Raw genomic sequence first — 22,874 nt, 5'->3', positions numbered from 1 at the left:
ATGGGAGCCACCGCCCCCACCACCGTGGCCCCGCCGGCGGACCGCCGTCCACGCCCCGCCGCCCGGCTGCGCGCTCCGCGCAGCCGGCACAGCGTCGACCGCCCGCGCCGCAGCGCGCTGCTCACCGTGCTCACCGGACTCGTCCTCGTCTACGCGCTGGTGCCGCTGATCTGGCTGGCCATGGGCGCCACCAAGAGCCAGGAGGGCCTGCTCGACTCCTTCGGCCTCTGGTTCGACGACGACTTCGCGCTGTGGAGCAACATCGCCGACACCCTCACCTACGACGACGGCGTCTTCGTCCGCTGGCTGCTGAACACCCTGCTGTACGTGGCGGCGGGCGCGGGCGGCGCGACGTTCCTCGCGGTGCTCGGCGGCTACGCGCTGGCCAAGTACGACTTCCCCGGCAAGCGCGGTGTCTTCGCCGTCGTCATCGGGGCGGTCGCGGTGCCCACCACCGCGCTGGCCGTCCCCACCTTCCTGATGTTCAGCGAGATGGGGCTGACCAACACCCCCTGGGCGGTGATCATCCCCTCGCTGATCTCGCCCTTCGGCCTCTATCTGATGTGGGTCTTCGCCTCGGAGGCGATCCCCGTCGAGCTGCTGGAGGCCGCGCGCATCGACGGCGCGGGCGAGATGCGCACCTTCTTCACGGTGAGCCTGCCGCTGCTCGCCCCGGGCATCGTCACCGTCCTGCTGTTCACCATGGTCGCGACCTGGAACAACTACTTCCTCCCGCTGATCATGCTCAAGGACCCGGACTGGTACCCGCTCACGCTGGGACTCGACGCATGGAACGACCAGGCCGCCACCAACGGCGGCGAGGCCATCTTCAACCTGGTGATCACCGGCTCACTGCTCACCATCGTGCCGCTGATCGCCGCGTTCCTGCTGCTCCAGCGGTACTGGCAGTCGGGGCTCGCCGCCGGCAGCGTCAAGGAGTGAGACCTCCGCGGACCTCCGGTCCACACCCCCCTTTCCCGGGCTTTCGGCAGTTCTCTGACAACGAAGTGAGATGACTCTGATGAACAACGCATCGCGGCGCGTCCTGCGCGGCGGCACCGTGCTGGCCTCCGCCCTCACGCTGGCGCTCTCCCTGACGGCCTGCGGTTCCTCCGACGACGGTTCGGAGTCGAGCCCCGCCGACGTCGACGCGGCGCTCGCCGAGGGCGGCAGCCTCACCGTCTGGACCTGGGACCTCACCATGAAGCAGGTGGCGAAGGACTTCGAGGCCGCGCATCCCAAGGTGAAGATCAACGTGGTCAACGCCGGCACCAACAAGGACCAGTACACCGCGCTCGAGAACGCGATCTCGGCCGGCAAGGGCGTGCCCGACGTGGCGCAGATCGAGTACTACGCGCTGGGTCAGTTCTCGCTGAGCAAGTCCCTGGCCGACCTGTCCGCCTACGGTGCGGACGAGCTGGCCGACTCCTACTCGCCGGGCCCCTGGAACGCGGTGGCGTCCGGCGACCAGGTCTACGCGCTGCCGCTGGATTCCGGTCCGATGGCCCTCTACTACAACAAGAAGGTCTTCGACAAGCACGGCATCGCGGTGCCGAAGACCTGGGACGAGTACGTAGACGCGGCCAGGAAACTGCACAAGGCCGACCCGAAGGTCTTCATCACCAACGACACCGGTGAGCCCGGGTTCGCCACCAGCCTGATCTGGCAGGCGGGGGGCCGTCCCTACAAGGTGGACGGCACCAAGGTCTCCGTCGACTTCTCCGACGCGGGCAGCAGGACCTACGCCGGCACCTGGCAGAAGCTGCTCGACGACAAGCTGGTGGCGCCGGTCGTCTCCTGGAGCGACGAGTGGTTCAAGGGACTGGCCGACGGCTCCATCGCCACGCTCGCCACCGGCGCCTGGATGCCCACGAACCTGGAGACGGGCGCGGCCTCGGCCGCAGGTGACTGGCGCGTGGCGCCCCTGCCGCAGTGGAAGGCCGGGGCCGCCGTCAGCGCCGAGAACGGCGGCAGCTCGCTCGCCATCCCCGCGGCGAGCAAGAACAAGGAACTCGCCTACGCGTTCCTGGAGTACGCCAACGCCGGAGCCGGTGTGAAGTCCCGGGTGGACGACGGGGCGTTCCCGGCGACCACGGCCGAGCTGACGTCGAAGGAGTTCCTCGCCAAGAAGTTCGACTACTTCGGCGGCCAGGAGGCCAACAAGATCTTCTCCGAGTCGGCGTCCCAGGTCCCCGCCGGCTGGTCGTACCTGCCCTTCCAGGTCTACGCGAACTCGATCTTCAACGACAACGTGGGCAAGGCGTACGCCTCGAACACGAGGCTGTCCCAGGGCCTCGCCCAGTGGCAGAAGGCGTCCATCGCCTACGGCAAGGAACAGGGCTTCACCATCGGCGACTGACCGGCCGGGCGCCCGGGGTACGCGGGCGGCGGCGCACGCCGCCCGCGTACCCCGGCCCGGTAGGTCCTGTCCGGTCGATCTTCGTGGATCAGCCCGCGGCGTCTGGCGCGTGCGATCGCAAGGCGGAGGATCGTCCTCGTACTGGACGTACTTGGACGACTCCGACAACGCGGCGAGTGTGCGTGCCAGGCGTCGCGGGCCCGCGAAGATCGACCGGACAGGACCTAACCCCACCGCACCCCCGTACGACCCCCGAGGAGCACAATGCCCCGCGTCCCGTCGCCCCGCTGGCTGCGCCGGCCGTCCGACGACACCGCGCCGCGGTTCTGGTACGGCGCCGACTACAACCCGGAGCAGTGGCCGCGCGAGGTGTGGCACGAGGACGTCCGGCTGATGCGCGAGGCGGGCGTCAACATCGTCTCGCTCGCCGTCTTCTCCTGGGCCCGGATCCAGACCGCGCCCGACACCTGGGACTTCGGCTGGCTCGACGAGATCATGAACCTGCTCCACGCGGGCGGGATCGCCGTCGACCTGGCCACCGCCACCGCGTCGCCGCCGCCCTGGCTGACCACGCTGCACCCGGAGATCCTGCCGGTCGACGCGTCCGGCGCCACCGTCTGGCCCGGCGCGCGCCAGCACTGGCGGCCCACCTCGCCCGTCTTCCGTGAGTACGCGCTCCGGCTGACGACGTCGATGGCCGAACGGTACGGCGGCCATCCGGCGCTCGCGGCCTGGCACGTCTCCAACGAGCTGGGCTGCCACAACGTCTACGACCACTCCGACGACGCGGCCCGCGCCTTCCGGGAGTGGCTGACCACCCGCTACGGCACACTCGACGCCCTCAACACCGCCTGGGGCACGGACTTCTGGTCCCAGCGCTACACGGCGTGGGAGCAGATCCTGCCGCCCCGGCTCGCCGCCTCCCACCCCAATCCCAGCCAGCAGCTCGACTTCAAGCGCTTCTCCTCCGACGCGCTGAAGGAGCACCTGCGGGCCGAGCGCGACGTGCTCCGCCGCCTCACCCCCGACGTGCCCGTGACCACCAACTTCATGGTCATGGACGAGACGAAGGGCATGCACTACGCCGACTGGGCGAGCGAGGTGGACTTCGTCTCCAACGACCACTACGTGCGGCCGGGCCCGCAGGCGCTGGACGAGCTGTCGTTCTCCGCGAACCTCACCGGCTCGCTCGCGGGCGGCCGCCCGTGGTTCCTCATGGAACACTCCACCAGCGCGGTCAACTGGCAGCCGGTCAATGTCGCCAAGCGCGAGGGGGAGCTGGCGCGTGACTCGCTGCTGCACGTGGCGCACGGCGCCGACGCCGTCTGCTTCTTCCAGTGGCGCCAGTCGGCGGCGGGCGCCGAGAAGTACCACTCGGCGATGGTCCCGCACGCGGGGGCGGACAGCGAGCTGTTCCGCTCGGTGGCGTGCCTCGGGGCCGCCCTGCGCGACGACCTGGCGGAGGTGGCGGGATCGGTCCGTACCCCCGCGAAGGCCGCGATCCTCTTCGACTGGGAGTCGTGGTGGGCGAGCGAGCAGGACTCCCACCCCTCCTCCCTGCTGCGCTACCGACGGGAGGCGCTCGACTGGTACTCGGCCTTCCTGGCCCTCGGGGTGCGGGCCGACGTCGTCCACCAGGGCGCGTCGCTCGACGCCTACGACCTGGTGGTGGCGCCGGTGCTGCACGTGGTACCGCGCGCGCTCGCCAAGGAGCTCACCGACTACGCCGAGGGCGGCGGGCATCTGGTGACCACCTATTTCTCCGGGGTGGTGGACGAGAACGACCATGCCTGGCTGGGCGGTTACCCGGGCGCGCTGCGGGACCTGCTCGGGATCAGGATCGAGGAGTTCGGGCCGCTGCTCGCGGGCGAGAGCGTCACCCTGGACGACGCGGTCGGCACCGCCGGCACGCTGTGGACCGACCGGATCACCGTCACCGACCCGTCGGTGGAGGTGCTGGCCGGTTACCGTACGGGACCCCAGGCGGGGCGGCCGGCGATCACCCGCCGGCCGGTGGGCCCGGGCTCCGCCTCCTACGTGTCGACCCGCCTGGGCCCCGAGGGGCTGCCCGGTGTGCTGGCCCGGCTGCTGGCGGGCGCGGGGGTGCGCTCGGAGCTGCCGGAGGAGCTGCGCGGCCGGGTCGAGCTGGCGGTGCGCCACCAGGGCGGCACCACGTACTGGTTCCTGGTCAACCGCACGGACGAGGAGGTCGGCCTGGCCGGTGTCACGGGCCGGTCGCTCACCGGCCGCGCCGGCGCGGGAGCCGCGAGCACCGGCCACGCCCCGGCCGCCGCCCCCGTCGGCCCGGCCGTACTCGCTCCCCGCGGTGTGGCGGTGGTGCGCCGGGAGAGCCCGTCCGGGACGTGACGCCGTCCGCGACCGTTCAGGAGCATTCCCACCGATTCCCCCTCATTGCCGCTCGTTTCCCGCACATTCGGCACGGACAACGGACGTACGGACAACGGACGCACGGACGCACGGACGCACGGACGCACGGACAAGGGAAGGTCACGATGAAGCGACCACGTACCACCCGGTTTCTCCCGGCGGCACTCGCCGTCGTCCTCGCGGCGGGCGGGGTGCTCGCCGCGGGCCCGCCGCCCGCCGCCGCGGGCCAGAAGGCCGCGGCGGACGCACCGGCCTCCGCCGCCACCGTACGGCCCGACCCCTCCTACCAGGGCCAGAGATTCGAGGGCTGGGGCACCAGCCTCGTCTGGTTCGCGAACGCCACCGGCGACTACCCGGAGGAGATCCGCGAACGGCTCGCGGAGCTGGTCTTCGGAGACGACGGCCTGGCCCTGAACATCGCCCGCTACAACATCGGCGGCGGCAACGCCCCCGACGTCGAGGACTACCTGCGCGCGGGCGGTGCCGTGCCCGGCTGGTGGCGGGCGCCGGAGGGCACCACCCGGGAGGACACCACCTGGTGGTCGGCCGACGACCGGGCCGACTGGAACCCGGACGCGGACCCGGCGCAGCGCTGGTGGGTGGACCGGATCAAGAAGGACATCACGCACTGGGAGGCGTTCAGCAACTCCCCGCCCTGGTTCATGACGGAGAGCGGCTATGTCTCCGGGAACTTCGACGCCGGGTCCGACCAGCTGCGCGCCGACCGGGTGGACGACTTCGCCGCCTATCTGACGGGCGCGGTGGAGCGGCTGGAGAAGGCCCACAAGATCGACGTGGACACCCTCGATCCGTTCAACGAGCCGAACACCTCCTACTGGGGGACGACGCTGGGTCCGGACGGGGAGCCGGTCGGCGGCAGGCAGGAAGGGGCGCACATCGGCCCCGAGCTCCAGCGGAAGGTCATCAGCGCGCTGCGGAAGGAGCTCGACGGGTCCAGGACCGACGCGTCGATCTCCGCGATGGACGAGACCAATCCGACGACGTTCGCCCGCAACTGGTCCGCGTATCCGGCGGCGGTACGGGATCAGGTCGACCAGCTGAACGTCCACACGTACGGGACGGGCGGGCGCACGACGGTCCGTGACATCGCCAAGGCCGCGGACAAGCCGCTGTGGATGAGCGAGGTCGAGGGCGACTGGGGCGACGGGCAGGACTTCGAGGACATGCGCCCCGGCCTGGGGCTGGCCCGGCACATCGTGGACGACCTGCGCGAACTGGAGCCGTCCGCCTGGCTGTTCTGGCAGCCCGTGGAGGACTACGACAACATGAAGCCAGGCGGCGAGTCCGGCAAGGGCGGCAACTGGGGCAGTGTCCAGGTGCCGTTCAGCTGCACGTCCGAGGACACCCTGGAGAGCTGCCCGGTCAGGACCAACACCAAGTTCGACACGGCCCGGAACTTCACCCACTTCATCCGGCCCGGCGACCGGCTGGTGAAGGTGGACGACACCACCAGCGCGGCGGCGGTCCCGGCCTCCGGCCGGGGCGCGACCGTCGTGCACGTCAACGACACGCTCGACGCCCGGCGGGTCACCGTGGACCTCTCCGGTTTCGCCGAGGTCGCGCGGGGCGCGAAGGTGACCCCGGTGGTGACGGACGCGTCCGGCGCGCTCGTCCGGCGGGCGCCGGTCGCCGTGTCCGAGGGCAGGGCCACCGTCACCGTGCCCGCCCGGTCCGTGACCAGCCTGCTGGTCTCCGGTGTGTCGGGCGTCGCGCGGGACGGCGCGCCGATCCGGGACGGGCAGGAGTACCGGCTGACCGGCGCGGGCAGCGGCAAGGCGCTGGACGTCTCGGACGACGGTATGGGCACAGTCATCCGGACCACGGACGCGGCCGACCGCGGGCAGGTGTGGCGGGTGCGGAAGATGACGGGAGGCGACACCAACCGTGCGCGGTACGCGCTGACCAGCGCCGTGGACGGGCGCAGGCTGGCTGTGCGGGACGGCGCCGCCGTCCTGGAGAGAGACCGGGGCCGGCCCGGGGCGGCGGCCCGCTGGATCCTGTCCAGCACGGGCGACGGCTCGTACACGTTCGTCAGCGAGGCCACCGGTGACCTGCTGGAAGTCGCGGGCCAGGCGACGCAGGACGGCGCGCGGGTCGGGCTCTGGACGCCGAACTCCGGGAGCAACCAGCGCTGGACCGTGTCCGCCGTGGGGAACCGGCGGTAGCGGATCCGTGGGTCGCCCTGGGCCTGCGGGCGGGCGGGACGACCTATGTGTCGGTGTGGCGCAGGGGCGGGCCGAGCGACCGGACGCCGCCCCTGCCGCACCTGGCGGGCCGGGAGGCGCGGGTCGGGCTCCTGCACCCGTCGGCGCCGCACGGGACGGCACGGTGGCGCGCGGACCGAGCGGAACCGGCGGTCGCGCTGCCCACGGCCCCGGCCTCGGCGCCTCCACCGGTTCGAGTGTCGGCGAGCGCCTGTGGCGCAACGCCTGACACAAGAGTGCCGTTTCCCAGAGGCCCGCGGCCGGACCGTTCCTTGACCGTCCGCAGCCGGTTATTTGACAAACCGTTCACCCGGGGCCGTTGACGGCCGACATCCGCATCGCGGCGGACGCGGAGGCCGAGGCCGACGGCCGGGGCACGGCCACGGTCGTGCGCGCCCAGGTGCCCCGGACCTCGCTGCCGCCGTCGCGCGACCGGGTCGCCCGCCTGCCGCCGTTGCCGCTGTCCGGGCGGCACGGCGTGGGCGGATCGCTCACCCAGTTCTTCACTTCTCTCACCGTCGACTCGGCGGGATACCGCCCGAGGGACGCACCCAGGCTCGGCACGGTGGGCCTCGACCTGCTGACCGCGACGCTCGCCCACCACCTCGACACCGACGACCGGGTGCCCGGGGAATCCGACCGCCGCACCCTGGTGCTGCGCGTCACGGCGTTCATCCGGCAGCACCTGCACGAGCCCCGGCTCTCGCCGAGCGACATCGCCGCCGCCCACCACATCTCCGTCAGCTACCCGCACCGTCTCTTCCAGGCTCACGACCTCACGGTTTCGGCGCGCCCGGGCCGCCAGGACGAGGAGTGAGCCCCGCGTGTTGACGCGAGGCCGCGCGGCGTCTACGACGTGGGCACGTTGTACGACATCAGGGAGACCTGTCCGTCCGCCACCCGCAGTTCGGTGATCGCGCAGTTGCGCAGGCCGGGGAACACCCGCCGGTACTCGCTCTCCGGGATGGCGAGCAGGCGGCACAGCACCAGCCGCAGCAGGGAGTTGTGCGCGACGACGAGGACACGGCGGGCCGGGTACGCCTCGGCCAGCCGCAGCAGCGCGCCGGCGCCGCGGCCCGCCGCTGCCAGGGGGTCCTCCCCGCCCGGCAGCGGGTGGGCGGCCGGATCGGCGCGGAACGCCTCGACCTCGCGCGGATGGGACCGCTCCAGCTCGGCGAGGGTACGGCCCTCGACGATCCCGAAGTCCAGCTCCGTCAGCTCCGGTTCCACGACGGGGTCGAGGCCCGTGGTCCGCACCGCGGGTGCCGCCGTGCGCCGGGCGCGGGAGAGGGGCGAGGTCACGACCGCGTCCAGCGCGGCGCCCGCGGCCCAGGCGCCGAGCGCCTCGGCCTGTTCGATGCCGCGCGGGGTCAGCTCGATGTCGCTGACACCCGCGTAGCGGTTCTCCGCGTGCCAGACGGTCTCCCCGTGTCGCGTGAGGAACAGGGTGGTGGGTTCGGGGGTGGTCATCCGTGCTCCCGTGCGTAGGCGGCGGTTTCCGAGGGCAGCCAGCCACGTCGTTCCAGTTCGCCGACCAGCTCGGCGAACGGCTGGTCGAATCGGCGGCGTACCTCCGGACGGGGGTCGAGGACCGTACGGACGCGCACCATACCGGCGAGGTCCGCGAGCGCCGCGGCCGGGGCACCGGCCCGGGTCCCGCCGCCGCCCGACACCCGCCGTACGCCGTACGCGGCGAGCACCGCCATCCCGAGGGCCGAGTCGGTGTGTTCCGGAATCCGGGCCGGCAGCCCGAGCACGTCCGCGCGCAGTTGGTTCCAGTACGGGCTGCGGGTGGCACCGCCGGTGAAGGTGACCGGCTCCTCGACGGGCGCGCCGAGAAGCCGTACGTAGGCGAGGCACAGCCGTTCGGCGAGGGCGACGCCCTGGAGCAGGGCGGCGTGGTGGTCGGCGTCGTCGGCGGGCGGGCCGGTGAGGAAGGCTTCCGCCTCGGCGGCCAGGAACGGGAACCGCTCGCCGCGTGAGACCAGAGGGTACGCGAGGACGCTCGCCGGTTCCCTTCCCGCGGCCAGCCGGTCCAGGCGTTGCAGGTCGGCTCCGGGGAAGGCACCGCTCAGCACGCCCGCGCCGACGCTGGAGGCCCCGCCGGGCAGCCAGTTCCCGTCCGGGGAGAGGTGGTTGTAGAGCACGCCGGCGGGGTCGTGCAGCGGGTCGGCCGTGACGCCCTTGAGCACGAGGGTGGTGCCGAGGACGGAGTTCCACCGGCCGACTCCCCAGGCGCCGGAGCCGAGTTGGGCCGCGCAGCCGTCGGTCATGCCCGCGATGACCGGGGTTCCCTCGGCCAGGCCCGTGGCCTCCGCCGCCGCGCGGCAGACCGTACCGAGCCGGGTGCCGGGCGCGGTCACGGCGGGGAAGTCGAGCCCGGACAGGCCGAGCCGGTCGAGGACTTCGGTGGGCCAGGCGCGGTGGAGCACGTCGTATCCGGTCTTCAGGGCGTGACTGGAGTCGGCGGGTACCGGGTGGCCGACGAGCCGGCGGGTGATGAAGTCGGCCTGGTGGCAGACGCGTGCGCCCCCGCCGCCCCCGCCGCCGCCGGCCCGGCGGCCCCCGCCGCCCCGGGCGTCCGGCCCTTCGCTCCCCTCGCCGCGCCCCGCGCGGTGGAGCCACAGCAGTTTCGCCAGCGCCCAGGTGGGCTGGATACGGTGGCCGAGCGCGCGCCAGACGTCCGCGCCGGCCTCCTGCGCGTCCCGCGCCTCGGCGCCGGCCCTGGCGTCGTCGTACATCAGCGCCGGAGTGACCGGTTCGCCGCGTGAGTCGGTCAGCAGGACCGTGCCCGACGTGCCGCACACCGCGAGGCCCCGGACGCGCTCGGCGGGGAGCGTGCGCAGCGCCTGCCGGGCGGCGGCTCCGACACCGTCCCACCAGTGTGCGGGCAGTTGTTCGTGCCGCCCGTCGTCGCGGTGGCCGGTCAGCGGGGCGGAGCCCCGGCCGACCACTTCCCCGTCGTCGGTGACCACCAGGACCCGCACGCCCTGGGTCCCCAGATCGACGCCCATCCACATGTCCTGGTGGCGTGTGTCCGTCACAGGCTCCCGCTTTCCGGTCGTCGTGGCCGCCGGGTGTTCTCCGGTGATCCCACCACGCTTTTCACATGCTGGTCACGGCCCTCGCCGGGCCCGGGAACATGCTTCCCGTACGACCGCTGCCCCATGCCCCACCTGGGCGTCGTCCGCCAGGCCGAGGCCGCTCCCGGGTTGACCCGGTCACCGCTGTGGGAAACACTGCCCGAACGGTACAACAACATCTCTGTTATATCCTCACACTTTCATGTTATTGATGAGGTGTCCCGGGCGGAGGAGCGCAGACGTCCTCACCCGCCCGCGGCCGACGTCAGCGGGATGAGGACCGGGAATGTCACAGGACCGAAGCCACCGAGGCCCCGTACAGCGGCGCCGGGAGATCTCCGACCATGTGCTGAGCGAGGGGTCGGCCTCGGCGGCGGACCTGGCGGAGCGGTTCGGCGTGAGCCCCATGACGATCTACCGGGACATCGACGAGCTCGAACGCGAAGGCATCCTGCGCAAGTTCCGCGGCGGCGTGACCGCCCAGCCCTCCGGGGTCTTCGAGAGCAACGTCGCCTTCCGCAAGAAGACCATGCGTGCGGAGAAGGAAGCGCTCGCGGCCAGGGCCGCGACGCTCATAGAACCGGGCATGTCCGTGCTGATCGACGATTCGACCACGGTGCTGGAACTGGCCCGGCTGCTCCCCCGGTTCGAACCGCTGACCGTCGTCACCAACTTCCGTGAGGCGATCAACCTGCTCGCCGAGGAGCGCGGGATCCAGCTGATGGCCCTCGGCGGCGACTACGACCCCCTGCACGACTCCTTCCTCGGGGTCCCCTGTGTGGAGGCCGTCGAGGCGCTCCGGGTCGACCTGTGCTTCGTGTCCGTGTCGTCCGTGTACGGTGATCACGCGTTCCACCAGGAACAGCGCATAGTGGCGGTCAAGCGCGCGATGCTCGCCGCCGCCGGCCGCTCCGTCCTCCTGATCGACCACTCCAAGCTCGGCCGTACCGCGCTGCACCGGCTGACCCCGCTGTCCACCTTCGACCTGGTTCTGGTCGACGGCCGCACCCCGCCGGACGACCTGCGGTCCCTGGACGAGCGCGGAGTGCGTTACGACGTCGCACCGATCCCCGATCCCCCGTCAAGGAGACCGCGTTGACGACCATCCTCGCCGCCGGTGACCACTTCGTCGCCCCCGAGTTGTTCGCCCGGGAGCTCGACGCCGAGATCGGCTCCGGCCATACGATCACCCGCCTGCGCCTGCCCTGGCCGCTGACACCATTCGGACCGGTCGGCGAGGTGACCGAGGCGTCCGGCGACGAGCGGACGCTCCTCGACGCGCTCGACGGTGTCCAGGTGTGTGTCACGCAGATGGCTCCGCTGACCCGCAAGGTGCTCGAGGGCTCGCCGGAGCTGCGGCTGGTGGTCGTCGGACGGGGCGGCCCGGTGAACGTCAACCTGGAGGCCGCGAGGGAACGCGGCGTCCAGGTGTGCAACACCCCGGGGCGCAACGCCGCCGCCACCGCCGAGTACACGCTCGGCCTGATGCTCGCGGCGATGCGCCGGATCCCGGAGACCTCGGCGGCGCTCGCCGAGGGCCGCTGGGCGGGCGAGTTCTACACGTACGACAACTGCGGGCCGGGCGTGGACGGCTCGACGGTCGGGCTGATCGGCTGCGGCGCGGTCGGCAGCCGGGTGGCGCGGGCGCTGACCGCGCTCGGCGCGCGGGTGCTGGTGTACGACCCGTACGCCGATCCGGCGGTGCTGCGGGAGGCGGGCACGCCGGTCGGGGAGCTGGCGGACCTGCTGCGCCGCTCCGACGTCGTGTCGCTGCACGCGCGCCTGACACCCGAGACGCGGGGCCTGCTGGGCGCCCGGGAGCTGGCGCTGCTGCCGGAGGGCGCGGTGGTCGTCAACTGCGCGCGCGGTGCGCTGCTGGACGAGGACGCGCTGTGCGACGCGTTGGAGTCGGGCCGGCTCGCGGCGGCCGGACTGGACGTGTTCGCCGTGGAGCCCCCGCCGCCGGACTCACGGCTGCGGTCGGCGCCCCGGCTGGTGATGACGCCGCACCTGGCCGGCGCGAACACGGCGGTGGCGCACAACGCGGCTCGGATCGCCGCCGCCGAGGTGGGCCGTTTCCTGCGGGGGGAGCCGCCGGCGCACCGCGTCGCCTGACGGGGCGCCGGCCGGCACGCGCGCCGGGACGTACGGCGGGAGCGGGCAGAACCAGCGGGAACAGCACGTCCGAGCAGATCGCGGAGCACGTCACCGTCATCCCGGGAAAGAGGAGACATGGTGTTCGTCGGACTGGACATGGGGACCTCGATCGCCAAGGCCGTGGCCTTCGCGCCGGACGGCACGGCGCTGCGGGTGGAGTCGACCCCGATCGCGCTCGGCGGCGCGGGCGAACGCGTCGAGCAGGACGTCGACGAGGTGGTCCGCGCCGCCTCCACGGTCCTGTCGGCGGTGACCCGCGGCCACGATCCCGCGCTGGTCGCCCTCACCGGACAGGGGGACGGGCTGTGGCTGGCCGGGCCCGACGGGAGGGCCGTACGGCCGGCGCTGTCCTGGATGGACGGCCGGGCCGGCGGCCTCGTGGCGGACTGGATGGCGGACGGCACGGCCGAGCGGATGTACCGGCGGACGGGGAACGTGCTCTTCCCCGGCTCCCCCGGGCCCCTGCTGGCCTGGCTCGACCGCGAGGAACCGGAGTCCCTGGACGCGGCCACGACCGCCGCCGCGTGCAAGGACATCCTCCAACTGCGGCTGACGGGCGAGCGTGGCACCGAGTTGTCCGACGCGTCCGTCCCCTTCCTCGACCCGCGGACCCGCGCGTACTCCCCCGAGGCGATGAAGGACCTCTCGGTGGCCCACCGGGCGGACCTGCTGCCGCCGATCGTGCCGGACCTCCCCTGCGGCGAGGCCCACGGCCGGGTGCCGGGACCGCCGGCCGGAACCCCGGTCTGCTCGGGGCCGTACGACCTGCCCGCGTGCGCGCTCGGGGCCGGGGTGACGGAACCGGGCGACGGGCTGCTGATCGTGGGCACCACGCTGGCGTGCGAAGTCGTCGTGGAGAGCGTGGCGTTCGAGGCCGATCCGGTCGGCTTCCACCTGGCCACGGCCCGGTCCGACCGTCATCTGCGGGCGCTGCCGGCGATGACCGGCACCGTGGCGCTGGACTGGGTGCTGCGGATGACCGGCACCTCCTACGAGCAGGTGTCCGGGATGCTGGAGGACACCCCGCGCGGTGCCCGGGGGGTGACGGCGCTGCCCTATCTGTCGCCTTCCGGGGAACGGGTTCCGTTCGTCGATCCCACCGCCCGCGCGGAGTTCACGGGGCTGGACCTGCGGGCCTCGCGCGCCGATCTCGTACGGGCCATGTGCGAGGCGATCGCGTTCGCGGCGCGGCACTGCCTCGAGGCCGCGGGTCTCACCGGTGAGCTCGCCGTGTGCGGTGGCGGTGCGCGCAGCCTGCCGTGGCTGCGGATGTTCGCCGATGTGCTGGGCCGCCCGCTGCGGGTGGCCCGGGGGCCGGAGCCGGGCGCGCGGGGCGCCGTCCTGGCGGCGGTGGCGGCCCGGGGCGCGGAGCTGGGGCACGCGGTGGACGCGGCGGAGTGGACCGCGCCGGACGCCGTGGTGGATCCCGATCCCGCGGGCGTCGCGTTCTACGAACATGCCTACGCCGACTATCTGTTCCGGGTCGGGAGTGCCCGGGCACGGTGGCGGGGACCGGCCGACGCGTACTGATCCCCGCGCTGTGTCGTTTCGGTCAGTCGTTGCTGACCAGGACGGTGATCCGGTATCTCAGGTCACTGTTCCAGCTGATCTCGACCCAGAGGTCGTAGCCGCCGTCCCTGGGGGCGACGTTGTACACCGCGAGCCGTGCGGCGCCGATGAAGGCGTTTCCGTTCGCGTCGATCTCACTGATCGACACGACGACGCTGCTGTTCCGGTTGGTGACCGATGAATTGACGGGGAGTTTGAACGTGCCGTGGCCGGAGCCCACGACAACACGCCGGATGACGGTACTCATGCGGTTTTCCTCCTGGTGCCGACGGTCTCAGACCGCTTGGTCGTCGATGGCCGCGAGGACCCTCGGGGCCTCGGTGGCCGCGGTGGAACGGGGACCGGCCTCGTCCGCCGCCATGTCGTCGACGGCCGCGACCGCCACGAGGGCGGTGGCAGGCCCGCCGGTCGGCGGCGCCTGGTCGTCGACGGCGGCAAGAACGCGGGGTGCGGCGCCCTGCGCGTCGGAACTCGCCATGCGTGTCCCTTTCTCTGAAGGGAGCCCGCCGCCCGGTGCCAGGTCGTTCTCCGCCCGGGCATGGATACGCGGCCCGGCCGACGGCCTCGTGTGATGTGGTGTCCCACCCGTCCCGCTGACCGGCTCGACATGTCCTGCTGGCTGTCGCCCCGTTCCGGCGACCCCGGTGGGTGAGTCAATTGGCGCACACACCGCACGGACAGCGACAGAGGTCGTTCCGCGGAACAACCCTTTCGAGTGAGGGGAGCGAGCACGCTCCGCGGAGAACCGGCGCGGAGGACCCGCGCGGAGAATCAGCCCTTGAGGCCGCCGGCGAATCCCTTGATCACGTAGCGCTGGAGCAGGAGGAACACCAGCAGCACGGGCAGCGCCGCGAGCACCAGTCCGGCGAACACCAGGCCGTAGTCGGAGACGTACTGGCCCACGAAGGAGAAGATCCCCACCGGGACGGTCTCCTTGTCGGAGCCGCCGAGGTAGAGCAGGGGGGTGAAGAAGTCGTTCCAGATGAACACGGCGTTCAGAATGATCACGGTCCCGGTGATCGGCCGCAGCAGGGGGAAGACGACCCGGGTGAACGCCTGGCGGTGGTCGCATCCGTCGATCAGCGCGGCCTGGGCGTAGTCCTGGGGCAGCGCGCGGATGAACCCGGTGTAGAGGAAGACGGTGAAGGGCAGTTGGATGCCCGTGTAGAACAGGACCATGCCCTGGTACGTGCCGAGCCAGCCGAGGCTGTCGACCAGCTTGTACAGCGGGATCATGCCGAGCTGGAACGGCAGGACGATCCCCAGCAGGAACAGGACGTAGAGCCCGTAGCCGAGCCCGCGGGCCCGGCGCGCCAGGTAGTAGGCGCCGGTGGAGCCGAGGACGATCAGCAGCAGGAGGCTGGCGACCGTGATGACCGTGCTGTTGACCAGCGCGGGCCCCAGGGACGCGGAGGACCAGGCGTCGCCGAAGTTCGCAAGGGTGGGCGGCGCGGGCGGGGCCAGCGGCGACTCGGCGATCTGCCGCGGGTCCTTCATGGCCATGCTGACCAGGGCGTAGACGGGGAAGAGGAAGGCCACCGCGGCGGCGGCCATGACCAGTTCGAGGAGGTAGCGGCCGGACCGGGGCAGGCGCCGGCGGCGGTCGGCACCGCGGGCCGACGGCTCGGAGGCACCGGGACGGACGGGGGTGGCGGCGCTCACGCGGTGACCTCCCGGGCGCGCAGGTAACGGAGCTGGACCAGGGACACCGCGGCGACGAACAGCGCGAGGACGAGGGCGACAGCGGTGCTGTAGCCGAACTTGCCGTACACGAAGGCTTCCTTGTACAGGACGGTCGACAGGGTCTCGCTGGCCGTGCCGGGCCCGCCGTTGGTCGCGGCGTAGACCTGGTCGAAGAGCTTGAGGCCGCCGATGGTCGACAGCATCAGGTTGATGGTCAGCGCGGGAGCCAGCAGCGGCCAGGTCACGTAGCGGAAGCGCTGCCACGCCCCGGCGCCGTCGATGGTGGCGGCCTCGTGCAGCTCGGCCGGCACGCCCTGCAGCCCGGCGAGGAAGATGACCATCGAATAGCCCGCGTACTGCCAGATCACCATGGCCGCGACGGACCACAGTGCGAGCGAGGGGTCGCCGAGCCAGTCCTGGCGCAGACCGCCGAGGCCGAGGGCGCCGAGGACGCCGTTGAGCCCGGCGCCGCCCTCGGGGTTGTACACGTACTTCCACAGGAAAGCGACCATCACCGGGCTGACCACGGCGGGGGCGAAGAAGATCACTCGCAGCAGGCCCCTGGAGCGGATGTTCGCGTGCACGCCGAGCGCGAGCAGCAGGCCGATGCCGTTCTGTACCACGACCACGGCGACGGTGAGCAGCAGGGTGTTGCCGACGGACTCCAGGGCCCGCCGGTCGTCCAGCAGCGTACGGAAGTTGTCCACGCCGACGAAGGAGAACGAGCCGACGCCGGACCAGTCGGTGAACGCGTAGACGACCCCCGCGACGCTGGGGTAGAGGACGACGACGGCGTACACGGCGAGCGCGGGGACGACGAAGATCCAGGGCGGGACGGACGGGTCGGTCCGGAACGGGGACCACCGGGCGCGTCCGCCCCCGCCCGGCCCGCCGGGGCCCTTGGCGGGCGCGGACCGGGGCGGGGTGGCGCGGGGGGCGCCGGAGGTGGCCGTGCGGGGGGCGGAGTTCACGCTTTCTTCCTGTAGGCCGCGTCCATCTGCGTCAGCGCGCCCTTGACGTCCTTCTTCCCGGCCAGCAGGTCCTGTACGGCGGCGAAGTGCGCGGGCTGGACCTCGGCGTTGGGCCAGCGCTGGTCCATGAAGGGGACGGCCCGGCCGGCGTCGATGACGGGAAGGAACGGGTCGAGGACGGGGTCGAGCCGGGTGGCGGCGCCGCGTTTGAACGGGATCGCGGAGACGGCCTTCGCCCAGCGGTCGATGTTCTCCTGCCGGCCGAGGAATTCCACGAACGCCTTCGCCCTGTCCGGGTTCTTGGCGTGCGCGGCGACGCCGAGGCCGACGACGACGCCCGCCGGGATCCACTGCTTCTTCGCGTCGTCGCCCGCGGGGAAGGGGAACATGCCGAGGTCGTCGGGGGTCCTGGTGGCCTGGCGGAAGGTGGACAGGACGGCGGAGACCTGGACGGCCATGGCGGCTTTCCCGCTCGCGACGAGGGAGGTCTGCTGCTCGAACGTGGTGCCGTTGGGGTTGTCGTTGAAGAAGCCCTTGCGCTGGAGCTCCTTGTATTTGCCCAGTGCGTCGGCCCAGCCGGAGTCCACGAACGTGGCGCGTCCGGCGGTCATCCGGTCGTCGAAGTCCGGCTCCCGCGCGTAGACGGCGTCGGGCACCAGGGCGTAGCTGATCAGCTGGGTGACCCAGGGGGTCTGGGCGCCGAGCGCGATCGGCACGATGCCCGCGGCCTTGAGCGTGCCGCAGACGTCGAGGAGTTCGGCCCAGGTGCGCGGCGGTTCGACACCGGCCCTGGCGAACGCCTTCTTGTTGTAGATGGCGCCGATGACGCTGCTGCCGGCCGAGTACAGATAGGTCTTGCCGTCCCTGCGGTACGCCGCGTCGAAGGAGGCGGGGATGCCCTTGGTCCAGGGCTGGGCGCTCAGGTCGGTGAGGAGTGAGGCCTTGGCGAGTTCGGCCATGGACATCGCGCTGCCGCTGCCGGGGTACAGCACGTGCACGTCGGGCGCGTTGCCCCCGGCGAGTTGGGTGCGGACGACGGTCTGCACCTGGTCGGTGGGCGCGAAGGAGGTGCTGAACCGGTCGTCGGGGTGGTCCGCGCGGTAGGCGGCGATGAGTTCTTCGAGGGGCTTTTGCTGGTCGGCGACGCCGACGACGCGTACCTGCCCCGTGCCGCCGCCCGACCCGGAGCACGCGGTGAGGGCGGCGGGGAGCGCGGCGGCGGCCGCGGCGGTGCCCCCGATCCGCAGCAGCCCGCGACGGCTGACGGTCCCACGGCCGGGCGGGACGGGCAGGCCGTCCCCCGGCCCGTCGGTCCTCGCATGCCTGGACCTGGGGAAACCCGTGGTCATGGTGTCTCCTCCTCGGGGGAGCCGACGAACGAAGGTGCCGCCGTACGGGATGTGCGCGGGCTCGTGGTGCGCGGCGGACGGGACGGGGCCGCCGGCGGCCGGGGTGCCGGGGCCGGCGCGTACGTCGCGGTGAAGCGGTAGACCCCGGAGGCCACGCGGTAGGCGGCGTGTCCGGGGGTGGCCGCGAGGGGCGTGAGGTGCGGGACGTCCTCGGGGACCAGACCGGATTCCCGGACCGTGCGGGGGTCGGTGGTGGGTACGTGGACCTCCGCGTCGGCCCCGGGTGGCACCCGCACCCGGAGCGTCAGGGCGTCGCCGTGGCGTTCCCAGCGGACGGCGACGGTGCCGCGCACGGATTCGTAACGGGCGCTCGCGTGGGCGAGGTCGCCGGGCCGGGGTCTGATGAGCAGGTGGCGGTAGCCGGTGGAGTCGGGGCGCTGGTCGAGGCCGGCGACGCCGCGGTGGAGCCACTCCCCGATCGAACCCAGCGCGTAGTGGTTGAAGGAGTTCATCGACGGGGCGCGGAACCCGGTGTCCGGTGTCCAGCCGTCCCAGCGTTCCCAGATGGTGGTGGCGCCGTGCCGCAGCGGGAACAGCCAGGAGGGCGGGTCCGCGCGACGCAGGAGGGCGTGCGCCAGGTCGGCGCGGCCGTGGTCGTCGAGGACGGGCGCCGCGAGCGCGACGCCGAGAAAGCCGGTGGTGAGCGCGGGCCCGGCCGCCTCGACCAGTTCGGCGAGCCGGCGGGCGGCGGCGTCCCTGCGGTCCTCGGGCAGCAGGCCGAAGGCGAGCGCGAGGAGGTAGCCGGTCTGCGTGTCACCCTCGACCCGCACCTCCCGCCCGCCGCCCGGTCGTCCGTCGTCGGCGACGAAGCGCTCGGTGACGAAGTGCTGGGTGAAGGCGGTCCGGACGGCGGCCGCCAGCCGGTGGTAACCGCGGGCGGTGCCGGTGTGGCCGAGTACGTCGGCGGCGCGCGCGGTGAGGTGGGCGCTGTGCGCGAAGTAGGCGGTGGCGACGACCTCGCGCGGGGTCGGTGCGCCGGGGGCGAGCCAGTCGGAGAAGTGCGGTCCCACCCGGTGGCGCCAGACGAGGTCGGGGTTGTGACGGTGGATCAGGTCGACCCATGCGCGCATGCCGGGCAGCGCCCTGGCGAGGAAGCGGGGGTCGTCGTAGGTGCGGTGGAGATGCCACGGGATGATCACCCCGGCGTCCCCCCAGCCGGGGGCTCCCTCGTCGGCGACGCCGACGAGGCGCGGGGCGACGTTGCCGAATCCGCCGTCGGGGGTGCGGGCGTCGGCCACGTCGCGCAGCCACTTGGTGAAGAACGCGGCGACATCGGCGTTGAGGGCGGCCGTGGGCAGGAAGACCTGGGCGTCGGCGAGCCAGCCGAGCCGTTCGTCGCGCTGCGGGCAGTCCGTGGGGACGCTGACGAAGTTGGAGCGCTGTCCCCACTCGACGCAGGCGTGCAGTCGCCGGATGTCGGGGTCGGAGCAGTCGAAGGAGCCGGCCCACGGAGTGTCGCTGTGCAGGGCGACGGCGACGATGTCGCGCTCGGACAGGGCGGGGACGCCGCTGATCTCCGCGTAGCGGAACCCGTGGTAGGTGAAGCGCGGTTCGAGGACGGCCTCGGCGCGGCCGTCGCCGATCAGGGTGTCGGTGGCCGCGGCCGTCCGCAGGTTCGCCGTGTAGAGCCGGCCGGCCGGATCGAGCACTTCGGCGTGGCGCACGACGACCCGCGCTCCGTGGGCGAGTCCGCGCACCCGCAGCCGTACCCGCCCGGCGAGGTTCTGTCCGAAGTCCACGATGTGCACGCCGTCGCCGACGCGGGTGATGGCGCGCGGGCGGATCTCGGCGGTGGCGCGCACGGGCTCGTCCACGGACGCCTCGAGGAGGTGGTGGTCGGTGCCGGTGACGAGGGCGGGCGTCCAGTGGGAGTCGTCGAATCCGGGCAGCCGCCAGCCGTCGGCGGTGTGGCGCAGGTCGTGGCACTCCCCCATGAGGAGGTCGGCGTGTCGGATCGTTTCCGTGTGCGTGCGCCAGGTGTCGTCGGTGACGACGGTGGTGGTGGCGCCGTCCGCGCCGGTGAGGTGCAGTTCGGCCAGGAGTTGGGGGGAGGTGCCGTAGTGGGCGCCCGCGCGTCGTGGCTCGAAGCCGACGAAGCCGCTCCACCAGCCGTCGGCGAGGGTCGCGGCGAGGACGTTCTCGCCGTCGCGCAGGAGGCCGGTCACGTCGTAGGTCTGGTACTGGACGCGGTGGCTGTAGTCGGTCCAGCCGGGTGCGAGTTCCGCGTCGCCGACCCGGGTGCCGTTGAGGGTGACCTCGTACAGACCGCGCGCCGTCACGTACAGCCGGGCGCGTACGACGGGCTCTTCGCCGCCTCCGGAGCCTGCCGCGGCGGCCCGGGCGGTGCGGGCGGCGAAGGAGCGGCGCAGTACGGGGCAGGGGGCGAGACCGTGGTCGTCCAGGGCGCGCTCTCCCTCGGTCGGCGCGTCCATCACGGCGGCGGGGCCGGGGCGGTGGCCGATCCAGGAAGCCCGCCAGGAGTCCTCGGCGCCGCCGGGCGGGTCGGTGGCCGGGGACAGTCCGGTCTCGAACCATGACGTCGCGTGGGCGGGCGGGGCCGGCTCCTCCCCCGCCGCCGTACGCGGCCAGACGTCGACGCGCCAGTGGTAGCGCGTACGGGGCAGGAGTGGGGAGCCGGCGTAGACGGCGCCGATCGCGGCCGGGTCGCTCACGCGCCCGGTGTCCCACACGAGCCGGGAGTCGCCGGTCAGGTCGTCGGGGCGTTCCGCGACCCGGACGCGGTGGGCGGCGGGGTCGTCGCCCCGGTGGTCGGCGGCGAGGCGCCAGGACAGCAGCGGCGCGCGTTCGTCGATGCCCAGCGGCGTGACGCGGTGGTCGCAGCGCAGGGCGTAGGGCCGCGGGGACCGCGCGGACGTGCCTGTCCCCGTGGCGCCCGGATTCTCCTGCTCTCCCTCGGCGGGTGCGACGGATCGGTGGTCGGGCACATCCGCTGCCGGGGGACCGGACACAGGCACGTCCTCCTTCGCGCCGACCAGGGCGCTCACACCGTCGCTGATCCGTCGTCATCCTCGTACGTGAAGACGGGTGTTCTGAATGTGAAATCCAACGTGAATTCTGTGGCGTGGAGACTATGAGCCGTTCGCGAGGAGTGTCAAGAGTGTTACCGAGGTGGTCATTCGTCGGCCTCGTGGCGTCACCTGTCTGCTCATACAAGAGCCCTACAGTCGCCCCGACAAGGCTTTGTCACCCGGTGGCAGGGGCTCTTGTGGCACCTGACTCTTCGTGATATTCCACCGTGTGATTACCACATGAACGGACGTTAAATCACGCGGTGGCCTCCTCCTTGCCCGGAGGGGTCCCGCACGACGAACGGACCTGCATTCATGAGCATGAACAGTGGTAATGACGGCGGCAGACGGCTGGGAAGACGCGCGGTGCTCGGTGCCTCGGGGACGGTCGCCCTGGCCCTCGCCGCCGGCGGACTGACGGCCTCCAGAGCCGGCGCCGTGCAGCGCTTCACCGACGACCCCTTCACGCTGGGCGTGGCGTCCGGCGACCCCTGGCCGGACGGCGTCGTCCTCTGGACGCGCCTCGCACCGCACCCCCTCTCCCCCGACGGCACCGGCGGCATGCCGCCCGCACCGGTCCCCGTCGGCTGGGAAGTCGCCACCGACGAGCACTTCCGGCGCGTCGTGCGCCGGGGCACCACCCGGGCGGTGGCCGAACTCGCCCACTCGGTCCACGTCGAAGTCTCCGGACTCCACCCCGGACGGCAGTACTACTACCGCTTCCGCGCCGGCGGCGTGATCAGCCCCGTCGGCCGCACCCGCACGGCACCCGCGGCGCACAGCAACCCCTCGTCCCTCAACTTCGGCTTCGTCTCGTGCCAGGCGTGGTTCGAGGGCTTCTACACCGCGTACCGCCATCTCGCGCAGGAGGACGTCGACCTCGTCCTGCATCTGGGCGACTACATCTACGAGAACCCGATCGACGCGATGGGCGGCGTGCGCAAGGTACCCGTGGCGGCGGAGCTGCGTCCCGAGCCGATGAACCTCACGCAGTACCGCAACCGGCACGCCCTCCACCGCTTCGACCAGGACCTCATCGCCGCCCACCAGGCCCACCCGTTCGCCGTCGTCTGGGACGACCACGAGGTGGAGGACAACTGGGCGCGGGACCACTCCAAGCTCGACAACGAGCCCGACCAGGACCCCCTCGTCTTCCGGGAGCGCGCCGCGGCCGCGTTCCAGGCGTACTACGAGCACCTGCCGCTGCGGCTGCCGAACAAGCCGAGGGGCTTCAACGCCCGGATGTACCGCCGGCTCCGCTATGGCCGGATGGCCAGCTTCCACATCCTCGACACCCGGCTCTTCCGCGACGACCAGCCCTGCGGCGACGGCACGAAGGCCGGCTGCGAGGAACGGCTGGAGCCGCAGCGCACGATCCTCGGCGCGGAGCAGGAGCGGTGGCTCCACAAGGGCCTGGGGCGCTCGGACGCCACCTGGAACCTGATCCCCCAGCAGATCCCCGTGACCCAGGTCGACACCGACACCGGTCCGGGACAGTCGTTCGTCATGGACTTCTGGGACGGCTACACGGCCTCCCGCGACCGGCTGTTCAAGGCGATCGTCGACCGGGACGTCAGCAACCCGGTGGTCCTGACCGGCGACATGCACCGCCATCTCGCCGCCAACCTCAAGCGGGACTTCGACGACCCCGACTCGGCGACCATCGGCGTCGAGTTCGTCGGCACCTCGATCTCCACCAAGATGGACGGCATGGACCTCGACCCGTCCGGGGCGAGCCTGCTCGCCGCCAACGACCACATCAAGTTCACCAACTACCAGCGCGGTTACGTGCGCTGCTCCCTCACCCCGCAGACCTGCCGCGCCGACTTCCGGGTGCTGCCGTACGTCACGACCCCGGGCGCGCCCGTCTCGACGCGCACCTCGTACGTGACGGAGGCGGGGCGGCCCGGTCTGCAGCAGGCGTGACCGGCGGCCGGTGTGCCCCGCCACGCGGGGCACACCGGCCATGACGAGGGGACCGGGGACCGGTCTTCGGCGTCG

Annotated in this window: 17 protein-coding genes; 9 read left to right on the top strand and 8 right to left on the bottom strand. The window is 72.5% G+C overall.

Features of this window, described 5'->3' with window-relative positions; all coding sequences use genetic code 11:
- From ACU6P3_RS30555 to ACU6P3_RS30535, 5 genes are all read left to right on the top strand, one after another.
- Nucleotides 1-942, top strand: a complete 942-nt coding sequence (locus ACU6P3_RS30555) for a carbohydrate ABC transporter permease (RefSeq protein ID WP_447195046.1) — start codon at nt 1-3, stop codon at nt 940-942.
- 79 nt (nt 943-1,021) lie between these two features.
- On the top strand, nt 1,022-2,359 hold the full coding sequence (locus ACU6P3_RS30550; RefSeq protein WP_447195045.1) for an ABC transporter substrate-binding protein: 1,338 nt from the start codon (nt 1,022-1,024) through the stop codon (nt 2,357-2,359).
- 264 nt (nt 2,360-2,623) lie between these two features.
- Nucleotides 2,624-4,726, top strand: a complete 2,103-nt coding sequence (locus ACU6P3_RS30545; protein WP_447195044.1) for a beta-galactosidase — start codon at nt 2,624-2,626, stop codon at nt 4,724-4,726.
- Between the two features lie 146 nt (nt 4,727-4,872).
- Nucleotides 4,873-6,933, top strand: a complete 2,061-nt coding sequence (locus ACU6P3_RS30540) for an RICIN domain-containing protein (protein ID WP_447195043.1) — start codon at nt 4,873-4,875, stop codon at nt 6,931-6,933.
- Nucleotides 6,934-7,291: 358 nt separating this feature from the next.
- Nucleotides 7,292-7,789: a hypothetical protein gene (locus ACU6P3_RS30535; protein ID WP_447195042.1), complete on the top strand. Its 498-nt coding sequence runs from the start codon at nt 7,292-7,294 to the stop codon at nt 7,787-7,789.
- 32 nt (nt 7,790-7,821) lie between these two features.
- Here ACU6P3_RS30535 and ACU6P3_RS30530 read toward each other — a convergent pair whose 3' ends face one another.
- Both ACU6P3_RS30530 and ACU6P3_RS30525 read right to left on the bottom strand, forming a co-directional pair.
- Nucleotides 7,822-8,442, bottom strand: a complete 621-nt coding sequence (locus ACU6P3_RS30530) for a histidine phosphatase family protein (RefSeq protein ID WP_447195041.1) — start codon at nt 8,440-8,442, stop codon at nt 7,822-7,824.
- Entirely contained in the window at nt 8,439-9,992 is a 1,554-nt protein-coding gene (locus tag ACU6P3_RS30525) for an FGGY-family carbohydrate kinase (protein WP_447198131.1), read from the bottom strand. The genes ACU6P3_RS30530 and ACU6P3_RS30525 overlap by 4 nt, the downstream gene beginning before the upstream one ends.
- Nucleotides 9,993-10,341: 349 nt before the next feature.
- Between ACU6P3_RS30525 and ACU6P3_RS30520 the strand changes: the two genes are divergently transcribed.
- From ACU6P3_RS30520 to ACU6P3_RS30510, 3 genes are all read left to right on the top strand, one after another.
- The gene (locus ACU6P3_RS30520; RefSeq protein ID WP_447195040.1) at nt 10,342-11,154 is read left to right on the top strand and encodes a DeoR/GlpR family DNA-binding transcription regulator; all 813 of its coding nucleotides are present in this window, start codon (nt 10,342-10,344) and stop codon (nt 11,152-11,154) included.
- A complete protein-coding gene (locus tag ACU6P3_RS30515; protein WP_447195039.1) occupies nt 11,151-12,170 on the top strand; it encodes a 2-hydroxyacid dehydrogenase in 1,020 nt (339 codons plus the stop codon). The genes ACU6P3_RS30520 and ACU6P3_RS30515 overlap by 4 nt, the downstream gene beginning before the upstream one ends.
- 117 nt (nt 12,171-12,287) lie before the next feature.
- The gene (locus ACU6P3_RS30510; RefSeq protein ID WP_447195038.1) at nt 12,288-13,742 is read left to right on the top strand and encodes an FGGY family carbohydrate kinase; all 1,455 of its coding nucleotides are present in this window, start codon (nt 12,288-12,290) and stop codon (nt 13,740-13,742) included.
- A 22-nt stretch (nt 13,743-13,764) separates the two neighbouring features.
- Here ACU6P3_RS30510 and ACU6P3_RS30505 read toward each other — a convergent pair whose 3' ends face one another.
- The 6 genes from ACU6P3_RS30505 to ACU6P3_RS30480 all read right to left on the bottom strand — a co-directional run bounded on the left by ACU6P3_RS30505 (nt 13,765) and on the right by ACU6P3_RS30480 (nt 20,849).
- Nucleotides 13,765-14,028, bottom strand: coding sequence for a hypothetical protein (locus ACU6P3_RS30505; protein WP_051764291.1), 264 nt, complete (start codon nt 14,026-14,028; stop codon nt 13,765-13,767).
- Nucleotides 14,029-14,055: 27 nt separating this feature from the next.
- Nucleotides 14,056-14,259 (bottom strand): hypothetical protein, encoded by a 204-nt coding sequence (locus ACU6P3_RS30500; protein ID WP_344283382.1) that lies wholly within the window; start codon nt 14,257-14,259, stop codon nt 14,056-14,058.
- Between the two features lie 293 nt (nt 14,260-14,552).
- Nucleotides 14,553-15,443, bottom strand: coding sequence for a carbohydrate ABC transporter permease (locus tag ACU6P3_RS30495; RefSeq protein ID WP_447195037.1), 891 nt, complete (start codon nt 15,441-15,443; stop codon nt 14,553-14,555).
- Complete coding sequence (locus ACU6P3_RS30490) at nt 15,440-16,435, bottom strand: carbohydrate ABC transporter permease (protein ID WP_447195036.1); 996 nt, start codon at nt 16,433-16,435, stop codon at nt 15,440-15,442. Before ACU6P3_RS30490 ends, ACU6P3_RS30495 begins: the two co-directional genes overlap by 4 nt.
- Nucleotides 16,432-17,784 carry an extracellular solute-binding protein gene (locus ACU6P3_RS30485; protein WP_447195035.1) on the bottom strand — a complete coding sequence of 451 codons (1,353 nt, stop codon included), beginning with the start codon at nt 17,782-17,784 and terminating at the stop codon, nt 16,432-16,434. Before ACU6P3_RS30485 ends, ACU6P3_RS30490 begins: the two co-directional genes overlap by 4 nt.
- Nucleotides 17,781-20,849 (bottom strand): alpha-L-rhamnosidase, encoded by a 3,069-nt coding sequence (locus tag ACU6P3_RS30480; RefSeq protein ID WP_447195034.1) that lies wholly within the window; start codon nt 20,847-20,849, stop codon nt 17,781-17,783. Before ACU6P3_RS30480 ends, ACU6P3_RS30485 begins: the two co-directional genes overlap by 4 nt.
- 345 nt (nt 20,850-21,194) lie before the next feature.
- Here ACU6P3_RS30480 and ACU6P3_RS30475 point away from each other — a divergent pair, with 345 nt between their 5' ends.
- The gene (locus ACU6P3_RS30475; protein WP_447195033.1) at nt 21,195-22,799 is read left to right on the top strand and encodes an alkaline phosphatase D family protein; all 1,605 of its coding nucleotides are present in this window, start codon (nt 21,195-21,197) and stop codon (nt 22,797-22,799) included.
- The last annotated feature ends 75 nt before the right edge of the window (nt 22,800-22,874 follow it).

This window comes from Streptomyces hebeiensis (genome assembly GCF_052983195.1).
The sequence above is the reverse complement of the archived record's forward strand: the minus strand, read 5'-3'. Positions and strand labels throughout refer to the sequence as shown.